Origin of the sequence: Micromonospora sp. NPDC005299 (assembly GCF_042872345.1) — a bacterium.
Classification (GTDB): domain Bacteria; phylum Actinomycetota; class Actinomycetes; order Mycobacteriales; family Micromonosporaceae; genus Micromonospora.
In genome coordinates this window covers 54,040-69,748 of the sequence record NZ_JBIAKG010000005.1, presented here as the reverse complement: position 1 = coordinate 69,748, position 15,709 = coordinate 54,040, and the positions used below count along the sequence as shown (strand labels likewise).

The window sequence follows — 15,709 nt, the reverse complement described above, 5'->3', positions numbered from 1 at the left end:
CCAGCGGCCGAGGCCACGGACGATGCGTGGAGGCAAGCAAGTGCACAACGAGTACGGCGTCCGCAGAACGAACCACGGCTGGTGCCCCGGGTGGGATTCGGAGCACCGGCCGTGGTCGACGTCCGGTCAGAGGTCCGCGCACTGCCCTTGCACTGGCCCGGTCACCTGGTTGGGCTCGCCATCATCGCGCGGCGCGGGATCGTTGCCGGTGCATTCCAGTCGTCCGCGAATCACGTTGCCGCGAAGTAGGGACGGTCCTCGGCCGTCGACGACGGTCACCGGCCCGGATATCGAGGACTTGACAAGCGTGAAGTCACCGGAGGTACCAATGACGGACAGCGGCCCGCTGACTGAACTGTCGTGGATGGCCAGGCCCGCCGCTCCCTCGGCCCGCACGGGACCCCTGATGACACTGTCGTGAACCACCAGGTCGGCCCCCTTGCCGACGGACACCGCCCCACCTACGTTCGCGTCCCTGAGGCACGTCGTCCCCGCTTCGACTTTGAGCTGCCCGGAGTACTCGCCCCTAATGATGCGGGAGCAGACGGCCTTGAGCGCAAAGTTCCACCGGTACAGGCGCGACACGCGGCCGTAGTACAGATTGCCGTCCCCGCCCTTGGTGAGGAAGGCCACCCGGCCGGAGGCGAGTTCGGAGGTCTGCCACGTCACCGGATCGATACGCCACAGGCTGTCGGATATCGCGGCGTAGAGGAATCCGTCCTCGGCGAGAACCAGACCGCGCTCATGGCCGTACATGGTCGTCACGTTCGGGAACAGCCGTTCGGCTCGCCTCACGGTACGGGTCCCCGGATCGAAGGTGAAGAGAGTCCCGTCCGACAGGCCCCAGACGGTGCCCGCCGCATCGACAACAAGGGCGTTCACCGCAGAACCCCCGGACACCGGGACGACACGCTCGACGACCTGCTTGGTATCGGGGTCGAACACGAACAACTCGGCCTCGCTGGCGGAGGGTTCGATGCCGTACCCACCATTGATCGAGGTGCCCCCGATGAGCAGCCCATCGTGCTCGACGAGGCTGACGACGCTCTGCTGCGGCACGATGTCGCGATACGTCTCGACCTCGCCCGTGGACGGCGTCCAGAAGCTGAGCGCCCCGCCCAGGCGTCCGGCTCGCGGGATGCTGCCCACCGCGATCTGGTCACCGAGGTCGACGAACGCCTGCGCCCGTTGCTGCTCGTCGCCGAGAATCGCCTTCGGCACGGGATTGGTGCCGTACGCCCACTGCTTGGTGGTGTCGAACGCCAGCAGGTTGCCGTCCGGGTAGCGCCCGTACAGCAGGTGGTCGCCCTGACTACCAAACCCCTCCACCTGTCCAGCTCCGGACAGCAGCGTCATGGCGTCGTCTTCGGGATCAAACCTCGCCATCCCCGGCGGCGACAGGAACCCACCGATGTAGACCGCTCCGTCCGGCCCGGTCCCCATCGCCTGGATCGGGTTGGGGGCACCTTCCAGGTCCTCTTCGCCGATATACCGGGTCGCGTGGGTCTGCGGGTTCCACAGGTAAACCCGGCCGTAGTAGTACGTCATCGACAGGGTCGGGCCCGGCCACGCCGGGTCAGCCAGGTCGATCCACTCCCAGCTGCCCGGCAGCGCGTTCGGCTTCCACCCGACCGGAGAGTAGGTGTGGGTCTGCAGGTCGTACTGGACGATGCCGTCGGCCACGATCCGAAAGTAGACGTAACGGCCCGTCGGATCGGGCTCGGACACCATCCGGCCGGAGATCGCCGGGATAGTGTTCACGACGGTTCCGTCGCTCAGCCGGTAGACGAGAAGATCGCTCGAATGGTCGAGTCGGATGAACAGATAGTCGCCCGCCAGCGTCATGTCATACACGGCTTCTTCGTCCGCGTACCGGGCGGGCAGCGCGATGTGCTGCACGTCGCCGGTCTTGCGATCGAAGCGGGCCAACTTCGCGTTCGGCTTGGTGCCGAAGTACACGTAGTCCTCATCGATCGCGAGCGACTGGCCGTAGGTCTCCCCCGCGATGATCTGGCCGTGGTCGGTGAACCGGCTCGTCGACGGGTCGTAGGAGAAGAGCTTCCCGCTCGGGTAGGTCCCGCCGTAGACGACACCATCAGGTGCCGCGGCCATCCGCCAGATCTGCTCGCCGGGGAACGGGGTGCCCAGGGAAGTCACCGCGGTATCGCCGGGCGCCCAGGTGTAGACGCTGCCGTTTGTCATCCCGAAGTACACGGCGCGTTGGGGCTTGGCGAACGTCACCGCCCAACTGCCCGTACCGGAGGGCAGTCGCTGGCCGAAAACCACCTTGCCCGACCTGATGTCGGTGACCTGGAACATCGCCGGGATCTCGCTGTTGCCAGCCGTTACCCAATACGCCTGAGGCCGCCCCTCCTGGTCGACACCCTGCGCCTGATATTGCGAGAGCACCCGGGAGTTGATGGCGTGGCCCAGGTCCTCCTCGGCGCCGACGATCGGAGCGGGACCGGACGGCGGGGCGGCGAGTGCCGCCTGCGGCGCGGCCGTCGCGGTGAGGAAGCCGGCGAGCAGCCCGCCAACGGTGAATGCGGCCGCGATGCGTGACCTGGTTCTTGTCATGCCTGTTCCTCCAGCGCCTGTCCGTGAGGTCGTCCGTCTTTGGTATTGCTGTGCGGACCGCAATTTCTGCGGAGGTAACCGGACCAGAAAGCCTTTACGAAGCCGGCTGGCCGAGCATGCGGGTAACCGGCTCGCCGATGCCCGTCAGGTGAGCCAGCGGTCGAGGTGGGTGGCGACGAAGTCGTGGTCGTTGGGGTGCGGGTAGGCGTGAGTACCCGGTCGAGTTCGGCGGGCTGAACCGGCGGGGCAGCGCCTCCTCGGCGGCCGCCCCCTTGCAGCGCCAGCCGGACCAGGCTGGGGCTGAGCTTGCCGCCCGCACCCGAGTCGAGGATGTTTCCGTCGCGCTTGCGCGGATCCACCACGAGCGCCTCGCGCGGCCGGGACAGCCGCCGTTCCAGCTCCGCCACCGTGCGCATCTGGGTAGGCACCTCCGCAGTAACGGCCCTGACCGTAACTTAGCCACAGTGGAGCCGTCAAGAAGCGCGCGTACGGAATGGTCAGCACGTCGAGGCACGCCGGTTCGCACGAGGCTTCGAAATCCTCGGGCACGGCCCCCTCGGGCCTCTCGCACACCCCACGGCCGACAAACGACCCGGGTCCGTGCCGGTCGCCTGTCGTGGTAGCGCCCTGCCGCTACGAGCACCCATGTCGCTTCTTTCGGATGGGCGCACGACGGCACGTTGGACAACTCACGACAGGCGGCACACGCCTCTGATCCGCTGTAGCGTAATTTACGGTCCGGGCCGATAGTGGGTTCTCAGCAACGTGAACCAGAAGTTGGACCTATGGCCCGCTGCTGCCGCACCACACCGATGACCACGACCGCTGTTAACACCCGCACCGCGAGATAACCATCCGCCCGGGCACCTGTGAAGAGGGGAAGCCATGATCGACAGCACCACCCGGACGACCCCGCCGCGTTGCTGGAGACGCTGATGCCCCAGGACACGGCGTACATCGGCATCGATATTGGGGGCACGAAGACGATCGCCATGCTGGTGACCCCGACCGGGAACGTCTTGGGCCGCGCCCAGGCCCCGACGCCCGCCCGGCAGGGCCCCAGGGCGGTGCTCGACACCGCAGCAGGACTCGCCGGGCAGCTAAGCGGCGATCGGAGAACGAGCGTCGGCATCGGTGCCGCGGGCACCTTGGACCCGGCCACCGGCACGGTCCGGTACGCCACCGACAGCCTGCCGGGCTGGGCTGGCACCCGCATCGCTGCCGAACTCGCCGCACGACTGAACCGGCGGGTAAGCGTCGACAACGACGTCAACGCCGCCGCGCTCGGGGAGGCGTGGACCGGCGCGGGGCGCGAACGCGAGCACCTGCTGCTGGTCGCCGTCGGAACCGGCCTCGGCGCTGGCCTCATCCGTTACGGCCGCGTCGAACACGGTGCCCACGGTGCGGCGGGCGAGGTCGCACACCTGCCAGTTCCCGGTGCCGAACGGTTGCGCTGCGGCTGCGGGCGCCACGGACACCTGGAAGCGCTCGCCTCCGGCACCGGGCTCGGCGCCGCGTACGCTCTGGCCACCGGCGAGCGAGTGACCGGGCGGGAAGTCGCCGCCCGGGCCGAGGCCGGCGAGAGCATGGCGAGGAGGGTGCTCAGCCTGGCCGGCGAGGCGCTGGGCGGCGCGCTGGCCGGACTCGTCGCGCTGCTCGACCCGCAGGCGGTCATCGTGGCCGGCGGGGCAGCGCCCGCGCTGTTCCCCGCCGCGACCAGGGCATACGCCGCCGAGCTGTTACCCGCCTGGGCCGACGTCCCGCTGCTGCCGGCCGCACTGGGCGACGGCGCCGTGGCCATCGGGGCCGCCCGACTAGCCATGGAGGACAAGTGACGCTCTTCGAGGACCTGCGCGGTGGCCTGGTGGTGTCGTGCCAGCCACTGCCCGACGAGCCCGACGACCCGATGCGCAATCCCTACCTGCAGGCGCGAGTCGCCGCCGCGGCCGCGATGGGCGGTGCGGTGGCCATCCGCGGCAACGGACTGGCCGATATCACCGCCATACGCGCCGCCGTCGCAGTACCTGTGATCGGCCTGGTCAAGCACGGCACCGCCGGCGTGTTCATCACCCCAACCCCGGCACACGCAGTGCAAGTCGCCACAGCCGGGGCGCACATCGTCGCCGTTGACGCCACCGACCGGCCCCGCCCGGACGGGAGGATGTTCGCCGACACTGTGCGCGCCGTTCACGCCCACACCGCCGCCCTGGTACTCGCCGACGTCTCCACCCTGCGGGAGGGCATAGCCGCGGTCGATGCCGGCGCCGACGCAGTGGCCACCACGCTGTCCGGCTATACCTCAGACAGCCCCGCAATAGACGGACCCGACCTGGGGCTCGTGGCGCGACTCGCCGAGCTACTGTCGGTGCCGGTAATCGCCGAAGGCCGCTATCGCACGGCGGAGCAGATCAAGCAGGCCTTCGACGCCGGCGCACAGGCCGTCGTGATGGGCAACGCTATAACCTCACCACTGTGGATTACCCGCCGTCTCACCTCGGCCACCCCTCGCGGAGCCGGCTTACCGCCGCGGTGCGGGCAACCCGGTCAGCGGTAATCGGCGGTGGGCCGGACGGTGCCGCGGCGAGGCCGGAGATCGCATCGGCGACGAACTCCAGCCGTGACGCATGCCGTGCTGAACCGGATCGCCTCCGCATCGCGCTGGCCCCGATTGCCGCCTCATGGTCGGCGCCCTTCGTCTGCTCAGCCCGCTTCACCGCCCGGTCGAGTTCCGCACCGGCGTCAACGATCCGCTGAAGCTCGGACTCCCGCGCCTCGTGGCGCCGTTGCATTGTGGGATCGGCGGAGGTGTCAAACCGGTGTCGAATCCGTGGTCAGATCGCCTGGGCGAGTTCGGTGAACGCCGTAGCGAGCCGCGTAGCCGGCGGGGCGTCGATTCCGAGTTCGTAGTGGCCTCGTCGTAGGTTCTGCATGAAGGCGCGTCCGGCAATAATCACCTGTGCTGTCTCATCGGTCCGCAGCCCGCGCATCGGTCTCAAAGGCTGTTTGAGCCAGCTGTGATCAGCCTCGATCGGATTATCGGCAAACTGCTCGACGTGGTGCCACACGGACGGGATCAGCTCCTCCAGCACCCCCGGGTAAACCGCAGCGGCGTCGGTGACCACCTCGCTGGGTGTCACCTTCAACGCCGATAGCGCACGGCGGAAGAACCGTCGGGCCGCATCACCGTCCCGCCGGGCAGAGACGAGCACGTCGATGACCTGCCCGTACTGGTCAACTGCCCGGTACACGTACCGCCACACCGTTGACCTTCACGTACGTCTCGACCCTGTTGCCGAATTCATGACACGCCGTGGCGGGTTCGTGCTGGTGCTGGTCTGTCTAAATGATCTGTGTTGCGGTCGTTCTACCCCTGTCTCGCGGCCGTAGGACGGATGATTGATGTCGCTGCAACCGCGCCCGTTGGCGCAGGTCCCAGAGCAGACGATGCTGGTGGCCAGGGCGGCGTTTCCCAAGGGCAGCCTGCCGATGAGCATGCGTGACCAGCTGGGTGAGGTGTTCGTGGACGAGCGGTTCGCGGTTGCGTTCGGTGTGCGGGTGCGCCGGCGACCTCGCCGGGCGGCGGACTGCACCACTTCCACCGCGGCAACCGGCCGGCCGGCGCCGCCGACCGCTGCCGACCGCTGCCTCGACTGCCCCGTCGAGTCGGGCTGCCCGTACTCAGGCGCCCGCTTCTACCGCAGCTGCCTCGCCGACCCGGACCGGCACGAGTGGCCCCTGTCGGTCGTGACCCGTGACCCGACCCCCGACGGGGCGACCGCGGCACTGCGCGACGGCCCGTACGGGCGGTGTGTCTACGCCGGCGGCAACGACGTCGCCGACCACCAGAGCGTCACGGTCTCCTTCGCCGGCGGGGCGACCGCGACGTTGACCATGAGCGCCTTCACCCCCGGCGGTCACCGGCGCACCCGCATCATGGGCACGCAGGGCTACCTGGAGGGCGACGGCGAGCAGGTCAGCGTCACCGGCTTCGTCACCGGCGCCACCGTCACCACCGACACCCGGGGCGGCGGGGCGGACGCCGGGTCCGGCCACGGTGGCGGGGACATGCGGCTGATGGCGGCCTTCGTCGAGGCGGTGGCGACCGGCGACCGCTCCGCGGTGCGGTCGGGGCCATGGGAGTCGCTGGACAGTCACCGGATGGCGTTCGCGGCGGAACACAGCCGGCTCGCCGGCGGCGCCCGGGTCGAACTCGCCACCGAACCGGTCGGCTGAGCCCGGACCGACGCGGCCCCGCTCTCCCCCTGGTGACGGAAAAGCGGGGCCGGGTCGGTGGCCGGCTACCGGCCGGCGCCGGAGCGTCCGGCCGCCGCCACGATCGCGTCCTGCTCGCCGCCGCTGAGCAAGCCGACGTCGACCAGGCCGCCGGTGACCGCGGCGACGTGCGCGACGAACGCCCCATGGCTGTCCCAGTGCGCCTCGTCCCGGATCAGGTCGTTCACCGTGCAGCCACGCTCGGCGTACCGGTTCGGCACGCCGGTCCCGACGCCCGCGTACACCTGGGCCCGCAGGTCGGATCGGGGACAGTCGTCCGGCTCCGGCACGTACCGCAGCAGGTGCGCGCCGTACTGGACCGCACCGTTGGCGGCCTTGACCCCGTCGCGGAACCAGAGGTTGCCCTGGCCGTCCTGAGTCAGCCGGTAGGTCTGCGCGTCTCGGACGATCCGGACGTCCTTCGACAGTGGATCGATCTTGTGCAGGTAACCGTCGAGCGAGGCGTAGACGTGCTCATCGGCGGCGCTGACCACGAGTTCGTCGGCCACCCCCGAGGAGCGACCCGGTACGTCGAGGCGATGGGTCACCACGCCGGTCGCCGGGTCGAGCACGAACACCTCACCGTCGGCGAGACCCCAGATCATCCCGTCCGGCCCGGCGACGAGCGAGGTGATGGCGTCGGCGTCGGGCACCGGGGTGTACTCGGCGGTCTTCTCACCGGTCGCCAGGTCGGCGGTGAAGACCTTCGCCTCGGTGGCGCGCGGCACGGTGCCCCCGCCGCCGCTGATCGTGGTGCCCGCCCAGAGCCGGTCACCGACCACGGCCAGGCTGATCACGCCCTGGTCGGCGACGATGTTCCGCCGGGTGGTACGGGCGCCGGTGGCGGTGTCGTAGACGGTCAGCGCGCCGCCCCACAGCCCGTAGTCGGGGGTGCTGCCGACGTAGACCCGGCTGCCGGCCGAGGTGAAGGCGATCGGCCGGTTCTGGCCGTCGGGCTGCAACCGGAACAGCTCGCGCGGGTTGGTGCCGAGCCGGTACGGCTGGGCCGGGTCGTACACCAGCACCCCGCCGTACGGGTACACGCCCTGGTACATCAGGCCGCCCTGCCAGCCGAAGCCGTCGGCCTGGCCGAGCCGGCCCACGTTCGTCGCCGTGCCGGTGGCCGGGTCGAGGACGGCGAGGTTCCCGTTAATGAAGAGGTTGGTCCAGATCCGGCCGTCCGGGCCGGCGGTGATGGTGTTGATGTCCAGGGCCTGCGGCGGGAACGGCAGCCGGTACCGCTCGCTGGCCCCGGTGGCCGGGTCGTAGCGCAGCGCCTGCCCGCCGTAGTTGCCGATCACGGCGTACAGCCGGCCGTCGAGGAAGCCGAACCCGATGCCCGCGCCGTCGCTGCGCACCGGCGCCCCGGTTGCGTCGCGCACCGGCCCGGCCGTGTCGGTCGGTAGGTCGTAGCGCCAGAGCTCGGTGCCAGAGGTGAAGTAGACCGACCGACCGTCGGGGGCCAGCGCTGAGGTGCCGCGCGAGCCCATGGTGAACCCGTCGGCCAGGACCGCGCCGGTGTCCGGGTCGAGCACCAGCGCCTGGAGCTTGTTGCGTTTGACGAAGAGCTTGCCGCCGACCAGGTTGATGTCGTACGGGTAGTTCGCGTCGCCGCGCAGCGCCTCCGGCCAGATGTCGCGCTTCTCCCCGGTGCCCAGGTCGAGGCGGACCAGGTGGCCGGCGGTGCCGACCGCCGCCCAGAGCACGTCGCGCGAGGGGTCCACCGCGACGTCGACGACGTACTGCTCGCCGGGGTACATCCGGCCGTGATCGCGGAACCCCTCGCCCGGGGCGTAGGAGAAGACGTGCGCGCCCGGATAGGTGCCGCCGTAGACCCGGCCGTCCGGGCCGGGGCGCAGGCCGTAGAGCACGGTCTGGCCGGGCACCGGGGCGCCGAGGTCGACGGTGGCCCGGGTCTGCGGGTCGTACGAGTAGAGGTGGGCGTTGGGGTAGCTGCCGGCGTACACGGTGCCGTCACCGGTCTGGGTGATCCCCCAGGCGCCGGAGGAGTCGGGCAGGTAGGCGGTGTCCAACAGCTCCCGGGTCACCGGGTCGGTCACGCTGAGCACCCCGGGCGATCCCATCTGGACTCCGTAGACGACCGGCCGGTCGCCGGCGCCGGTGCCGTAGTGGGCCTCGAAGACGGTGAGGGCGGTCTGCTGGACACCGAAGTCGGTGACGGCGCCGGGCGTCGGGGCGGCCGGGGCGGCGGACGCGGGGGCGGCGGCCGGCAGCAGGGCGGCGGCGAGCACCAGGACGGCGGCGGGCACGAGGCTACGAGGGAACGACGACACGGGCGACCTCCACGCTCGACATTGCCGGCACCCTATTACGGTGGCGTCCGGAACTCCAGAGCCGCCGATCGATACTCGCTGTCGATGACGAATTTGCACTCCGGGGCTCGACACGACGCGCTCGACGTGATGCCCTTCTATCGATTACAGCCCTGACCGAAACCTAGAATTGGAGGTCGTGTTGCGACGTACCGCGCTGACCGCGGCCCTGGCACTGACCGCCGCCATGCTGGCGGTCCCGGCGGGACCCGCCCACGCCGAGACACCCCCACCCGGCACCGTCACCGACCTCGGGCCCGCCTCCGAGGTCACCTCCGTCAACGGCTCCGAGCTGATCGACGGCACGATCTACACGGCCACCGGCGGTGTGTCGCCGATCGTGGTGGGCGGCTACGACCTGGCCGAACAGCGGGTGAACCAACGCTACGAACTGCCCACCGGCGGTGGCGCCTGGGCCACCGCGGCGGTCGGCACCGACCTGTACGTCGGCACCTACGAGCCGGGGGACCTGTACCGGGTGGACACCACCGGCACCGGGGTCACCAAGGTCGCCGATGTCTCCCCCGACCGGTACATCTGGGCCATGGACACCGCGCCCGACGGCGTGATCTACGGCGGCACCTACCCGAACGGGCGGGTCTTCTCCTACGACCCGGCCACCGGCGCCACCCGCGACTACGGCATCGCTGTCCCCGGTGAGCAGTACGTGCGCAGCATCGCCGTCGACGCGACCACCATCTACGCCGGCGTCGGGGCGCACGCCCACCTGATCGCCATCGACCGGGCCACCGGCGCGAAGCGGGAGATCCTGCCGCCCGAGTTCGCCGACCGCACCTTCGTCGGCACCCTCGCCCTCAAGGACGGCCTCCTCGCCGCCGCCCTCTCCCCCACCGGCACCATGCTGCTGATCGACACCGCGGACCCGTCGCACTACGAGGTCGTGCAGACGCCGGACAGCTTCATCACCGCCATCGCCATCGACCCCGAGCGCAACGACGTCTACGTGGGCACCCGACCGTCGGGCACGCTGCGCCGCTACGACCGGGACACCGGGCAGCTCAGCACCCTGGCCGTGCCCTACGACGGCGCCTCCTTCGGCCGGCTCTTCGTCACCGGCGACCAGCTGCGCGGCGTGGTCACCAACAGCGTGGTCACCTACGACCTGACCACCGGCGAGCTGACCGGCGTCGACCTGACCCAGGCCGGTATGCCGCCGGCGCCGGAACTGGCCATGGCCATCGCCACCGACGGCCCCCGGGTGTACGTCTCCGGCAAGGCCGGCGTGCAGGTGCACGACCTGGCCGCCGGCACCTCCACCCGCCGGTTCCTGCCCGGCGAGGCGAAGGCGATGACCCCGGTCGCCGGCGAGATCTGGATGTCGGTGTACACGCTGGCGTACCTGTTCCGGATGGCACCCGGCGGCGACCCGCGCCGGGTGGCCGCGATCGGCGAGGAACAGACCCGGCCGCTCGATGCGGCCTGGTCCCCCGCCGACAAGCTGCTGGTCGTCGGCACCGAACCGGACTACGGCCGCTACGGGGGCGCGGTGTCGTTCTACGACCCGCGGTCCGGGGCGCTGGACGTGCACCGCGACGTCATCCCGGACCAGTCGATCCGGTCAGTGGCGGTGAAGCACGGCACTGCCTTCCTGGGCAGCAGCGTCAACGGCGGTTTCGGCACCACGCCCCGGGCCACCGAGGCCCGGCTCGCGGGCGTCGACCTGGCGACCAGGACGAAGACCTGGGAGATCACTCCCGTCCCCGGCGCGAAGCAGGTCGTCGACCTGGTCGTCACCGGCAACCGGATCATCGGCCTCACCGAGACCGGTGTGCTCTTCGCCGTCGACCAGCGGACCCGCCAGGTCGTGGCGACCACCACGGTCGCGTCCGGGCAGAGCACCCTGGTGCAGGTCGGCGCGACGATCTACGGCACGAACGGCCGGGACGTCTGGAAGCTGGACCCGGCGACGATGTCGGTGACCCCCTTCGTGACCGGCCTGAACGCCGAGTGGTACGGCGGTGGGGCGTTGCTCACCGCCGCTCCGGACGGAACGGCGCTGTACGCCCTGCGCGGCCGCAACCTCGTCCGCATCCGGCTGTAGAGCTCGCACCCGTGACGACGGGCCGGCGATCCCGAGGGGGAATTGCCGGCCCGTTGCCTGCGCTGGTCCGCCCGCAGCCGGCGCCGGCCTTCGCCGCCGGGCCGGCGACTGTCAGCCGGTCACGGTGACCCGGTAGAGGTGCTCGCCGTCGCCGAGGAAGAGCCGGCCGTCCGGGTGTACGGCGAGAAACTCCGCCGGCTGCTTCAGCAGTTGCCGGGTGGCGCCGGTGGCCAGGTCCACCTGCACGACCTGCTCGCCGCGTACCAACACGTACAGCAGGTGGCGCGGGGCGTCGTAGCCGAGCTTGCCGCGGCTGTCGGCGACGCCCGGGGCGAGTTGGAGGCGCTGGACGACCGAGTGGGTGTCCAGGTCCACGGCGAAGAGTTGGCCGCCGGCCAGGCCCCAGAGCAGCCCGGTGCGGTCCAGCGTCAGCGCCGGGATCGCCGTCGCGCCCGGCACCGGCACGAACTCGAACATCTTGATGTCGCCGGCGACGTCCCAGCCGAACAGCGTCGCCTCGGTCTGGGTGGGCGGGGGCACACTGTACCCACCGGAGATCGAGGTGCCCCCGACGAGCAGGCCGTTGACATGGGCCAGGCTGACGATCGACTGGTCGGTGACCACCGGACGGTGCACCCGCGACGCGCCCGTTGCCTTGTCCACGATGGCCAGCACGCCGCCGAGAGTGGTGTTGGGCATGGTGCCGTATGCGACCTTGTCGCCGGCGTCGGTCAGCGCCCGGGCTCGCACCTGGTCGGCGGACTTCAGGTCGAGCAGCTTCGCCGGGTTGTCCGCGCTGCCGGGCAGGCCGGGTGAGTACTCGGAGCTGTGCCACGGCGCGGCCGGGTCGTACCGGTACAGCCGGGAGTCCGGGTACGCGCCGAGCCACACCCGGTCGCCGGACTCCAGGACGCTCTCCACTTGAGCGAACCGCTGGAAGGTCGACATGCCGGTGTCCGGGTCCACCCGGGCCAAGCCGCCGTTGAGGTAGCCACCGACCCAGACGGTGCCGGTCGGGCCGACGTGCAGCGCCGCGATCGGGATCGGCCCGCCGGGCACGTCGGTCTGCACCACGTCGGCCCGCCCGGTCACCGGGTTCCAGCGGAACATGTCGCCGCGCCAGAGCAGCCCGACCAGCGTTCGCCCTGGCCAGTCCCGGTCGCGGAGCGTCACCCACCCGATGCCCCGGTTGTTCACCACCCGGCCGGGGAAGACCAGCGGGGTGTCGGTGAACGTCCGCTTGCCTGGGTGGTAGCCGGTGAGCCGCCCGGCGCGGGTGAAGTAGACCAGGCCGCCGGGGCCGGGCGCGGAGACGTCCAAGCCGGCGACGTCGTCGATCAGGTCGGTCCACCGCCGCCCGGCGATGTCGTAAACGCCGAGCCGGCCATTGGTCGCCGAGCCGAACCGCGCGTACACGCGGCCGTCGTGGACGTTGAGGTCGTAGACCGTCAGGCCGACGCCGTCGCCCAGGCCCTCGGGCAGCGGCAGTTCGCGGCGCTCGCCGGTGACCTTGTCGATCTCGAACAGGTGGGCGTCCGGTTGGGTGCCGGCGTAGATCTTGTCGGCGGTGACGGCGAGGCTGCGCACGTACTGGGCGCCGGGCAGCACCTGGCCGTAGTCGCGGGTCGTCCCGGTGGCCGGGTCGTAGGCGAAGACCCGCGCGCCGGGGAAGGTGCCGCCGTGGACGACACCCGCGTCATCCACGGCGATCCGCCAGATGTACGTCTCGGAGGTCAGCGGCCGGCCGAGGTTCTCCACCGGGCTGTCCGGGCCGGGCCGGCGGCGATACAGGTCACCGGTGTTGTAGGCGCCGACGTAGACGGTGCCGTCGGGCGCGGCGGCCACCGCGTACGAGCCGGGGGCGCCGGTGAGGTCCTGGGCGGAGACGGTCCGGCCGGTCGCGGGGTCGATCGCGGCCAGCCGGGCCGGCTCCCCGGACACCGCGGACCAGAGCACCGGCTTTCCGGTGGGGCCGGGGGCGACGGTGCCACCGATGAGCAGTACGTCGCGCAGCGGGATGCCGAAGGGGTCGACGGCCACCCCGGCTGCGGCGAAATCGCCGGTGGCGACGTCTGCGGTCGCGGGGTTCGCGGTCCAGGCGAGGGGCAGGGCCGACGCGGCGGTGAGGGCGACGGCGGAGCGGAGCAACGTGCGGCGGTTCGTCATGGGCGCCTGCTTCTCTTCCAGCGACCGCCGGGGAGCCGGCGGCCGAGCCGTGACGGTCAGTACCGGAATCTCGATGAGGCCCGCCCCGGGGGCGATCCATTCCGGGCGTCGATGAGCTTGTTGCTGGCGCGCCCTCGGTGACCCATATCGGGCAGGGCCGCAATGACCCTAGGCCGCGTCCTCCATCGACGTCAACGCCCCGCGGTCATCTGCCGGCGGCCGCGGACCTCTTCGGGATGACCCCCCAAAACCATCGACAAAATCCCCTTCGACCATGTTCCGGCGGCCAATCGCCGTACTAGACTCTGCGCAATTCCGGTCCCGACCGAAAGGCAGCGCCCATGGTCGCCCGTCGTCATCTTCTGCAGGCCGCCGCGCTCACCGGCGGAGCAGCTCTCCTCCCCTCGGCCCCCGCCCACGCCGAAGCCGCGGCCGAATCCGAGGGCACCCTCACCGATCTCGGCCCGGCCAGCGTCACCACCCCGCTGGGCAACGGGGAGTTCGTCGGCTCGCTGCTCTACGCCGGCACCCGCGGGCTCTCGCCCAACCTCGTGGGCGGCTACGATCTCACCGCCGACGCCGTCACCTCCCACACCGACATCCCCACCGGCATCGGCGTCTGGGCGATGTGCCGCGTGGGCACCGACGTCTACGTCGGCACCCACAGCCGCTCCGACCTCTACCGGCTCGACACCGTCACGGGTGCGCTCGACAGGGTGGGCGCCTACCCGTACCACTTCATCTGGAACCTCGCCTCCTCGCCGGACGGCAAGGTCTACCTCGCGATCTCCGAGCCCGGCCGGGTCGTCGAGTACGACCCGGCGACCGGAGAAAGCCGCGACCTCGGCGTGCCGGTCGACGGCGAGGCCTACGTGCGCAGCATCGCCGCAGACGAGACCACCATCTACGCGGGCATCGGCGCGCACGCCCACCTGATCGCGATCGACCGGGCGACCGGGGCCAAGCGCGACATCCTTCCCGCCGTGCTCGCGGGCCGGGACTTCGTGGCGAGCATGACGCTGTCCGACACCCACCTGGCCGGCGGCATCTCCTCCAACGGCGAGGTGCTCGTGCTAAACAAGGCGGATCCAGCCGACTACCGGGTGCTGACCACGGGCGAGAAGTACGTCACCTCGGTGCTCATCCACGACGGCTACGTCTACTTCGCCGGACGGCCGTCGGGCATGCTCTACCGCTGCGCGATCGACGGCGGAGCCGTCGAGACCCTGGGCGTGGCCCAGCCCGAGGCGGCCACCCACCGGCTCCTCGTCCGCGACGGCCTCGTCTACGGCGTGCAGGACGGCGCGATATTCGTCTTCGACCCCGCCGACCGCTCCCTGCGCTACGTCAACCTCGTGCAACGCGGCTTCCGGGCCGCGCCCGAGGAGCCCATGTCGGTGCACAGCGACGGGAGGCGCGTCTACGTCGGCGGCAAGGGCGGCGCGGACATCCACGACCTCGCCACCGGCACGCGGAGCCGGCTGGGCATACCCGGTGAACCCAAGACGGCGCTGACCATCCGCGACGCCACGTACCTCGGCGTCTACACCCAGGCCCTGCTCTACCGCCACCGTGCGGGCGAGCCCGAGGCCACCCTGCTGGCCAGGACCGGCAACCAGCAGGACCGCCCGCGCGATCTGGCATACGACGACGCCACCGGGCTGATCGCCATGACCACACAGCCGGAGCCGGGTCACCTCAACGGGACGCTGGCTCTCTACGCGCCGCGGACCGGCCGGTTCGACACCTACCGGCCCGTCGTCGAGCGGCAGAGCCTCTACGCCCTCACGTGCCGCGCCGGCGTCGCCTACCTCGGCACGAACATCCAGGAAGGGCTCGGCCTGCCGCCGGTCACCACCACCGCCCGGCTCGCCGCCTTCGACCTGCGCACCCGCCGGCTTCGCTGGCAGGTCGAACCGGTGCCCGGGGCGAAGGTCATCCCCGGCCTCGCGCACACCGCACTCGCCGTCTACGGCATCACCGACAGCGGAGTGCTCTTCGAGTACGACCTGCTACGGCGCCGCGTCACCCGGACCAGGAAGGTCGGCGCGCGCGGTTCGAACCTGCACATCGTGCGCCGGGTCGCGTACACCACCGACGGCAACGCGGTCTACAAGATCGATCTGGTGACGTTCACGGTCACGACCATCGTCGACGGACTGGCCGGCCAGTGGTTCGGCGGCGAACCCAAACTCGCCCTGGACCCGTCCCGGCGCGCGCTGTTCGGCCTCAAGAACCGCAACCTGGTCCGCATCGCGATCGCCAGCCGCTGACAGCTTCGACACGTCCTTCAAGGAAG

9 protein-coding genes and 1 pseudogene are annotated in these 15,709 nt (G+C 70.9%); 5 read left to right on the top strand and 5 right to left on the bottom strand.

Annotation, left to right across the window (positions count from 1 at the left end; all coding sequences use genetic code 11):
- Positions 1 to 126: 126 nt before the first annotated feature.
- Complete coding sequence (locus tag ACFYPD_RS16145) at positions 127 to 2,577, bottom strand: hypothetical protein (RefSeq protein ID WP_387113526.1); 2,451 nt, start codon at positions 2,575 to 2,577, stop codon at positions 127 to 129.
- Positions 2,574 to 2,993, bottom strand: a complete 420-nt coding sequence (locus ACFYPD_RS16140) for a hypothetical protein (RefSeq protein ID WP_387113524.1) — start codon at positions 2,991 to 2,993, stop codon at positions 2,574 to 2,576. The genes ACFYPD_RS16145 and ACFYPD_RS16140 overlap by 4 nt, the downstream gene beginning before the upstream one ends.
- A 519-nt stretch (positions 2,994 to 3,512) precedes the next feature.
- On the opposite strand from ACFYPD_RS16140, the gene ACFYPD_RS16135 reads away from it, so the two are divergent.
- Entirely contained in the window at positions 3,513 to 4,412 is a 900-nt protein-coding gene (locus tag ACFYPD_RS16135; protein ID WP_387113522.1) for an ROK family protein, read from the top strand.
- Complete coding sequence (locus tag ACFYPD_RS16130) at positions 4,409 to 5,131, top strand: N-acetylmannosamine-6-phosphate 2-epimerase (protein WP_387113520.1); 723 nt, start codon at positions 4,409 to 4,411, stop codon at positions 5,129 to 5,131. Before ACFYPD_RS16135 ends, ACFYPD_RS16130 begins: the two co-directional genes overlap by 4 nt.
- A 277-nt stretch (positions 5,132 to 5,408) precedes the next feature.
- Here the strand turns inward: ACFYPD_RS16130 and ACFYPD_RS16125 are convergent.
- Positions 5,409 to 5,859, bottom strand: a pseudogene (locus tag ACFYPD_RS16125) (DDE-type integrase/transposase/recombinase); the annotation flags it as partial.
- Between the two features lie 117 nt (positions 5,860 to 5,976).
- On the opposite strand from ACFYPD_RS16125, the gene ACFYPD_RS16120 reads away from it, so the two are divergent.
- Positions 5,977 to 6,810 (top strand): hypothetical protein, encoded by an 834-nt coding sequence (locus ACFYPD_RS16120; RefSeq protein WP_387113518.1) that lies wholly within the window; start codon positions 5,977 to 5,979, stop codon positions 6,808 to 6,810.
- A 65-nt stretch (positions 6,811 to 6,875) separates the two neighbouring features.
- Here the strand turns inward: ACFYPD_RS16120 and ACFYPD_RS16115 are convergent, their stop codons facing one another.
- Positions 6,876 to 9,119, bottom strand: a complete 2,244-nt coding sequence (locus ACFYPD_RS16115) for a PQQ-binding-like beta-propeller repeat protein (protein WP_387113516.1) — start codon at positions 9,117 to 9,119, stop codon at positions 6,876 to 6,878.
- Between the two features lie 202 nt (positions 9,120 to 9,321).
- Here ACFYPD_RS16115 and ACFYPD_RS16110 point away from each other — a divergent pair, with 202 nt between their 5' ends.
- Entirely contained in the window at positions 9,322 to 11,244 is a 1,923-nt protein-coding gene (locus ACFYPD_RS16110) for a hypothetical protein (protein ID WP_387113514.1), read from the top strand.
- Positions 11,245 to 11,355: 111 nt separating this feature from the next.
- On the opposite strand, the gene ACFYPD_RS16105 is transcribed toward ACFYPD_RS16110, so the two are convergent.
- Complete coding sequence (locus tag ACFYPD_RS16105; RefSeq protein ID WP_387113512.1) at positions 11,356 to 13,410, bottom strand: PQQ-binding-like beta-propeller repeat protein; 2,055 nt, start codon at positions 13,408 to 13,410, stop codon at positions 11,356 to 11,358.
- Positions 13,411 to 13,751: 341 nt separating this feature from the next.
- Between ACFYPD_RS16105 and ACFYPD_RS16100 the strand changes: the two genes are divergently transcribed.
- Positions 13,752 to 15,683 (top strand): hypothetical protein, encoded by a 1,932-nt coding sequence (locus ACFYPD_RS16100; protein ID WP_387113510.1) that lies wholly within the window; start codon positions 13,752 to 13,754, stop codon positions 15,681 to 15,683.
- Positions 15,684 to 15,709: the final 26 nt, after the last annotated feature.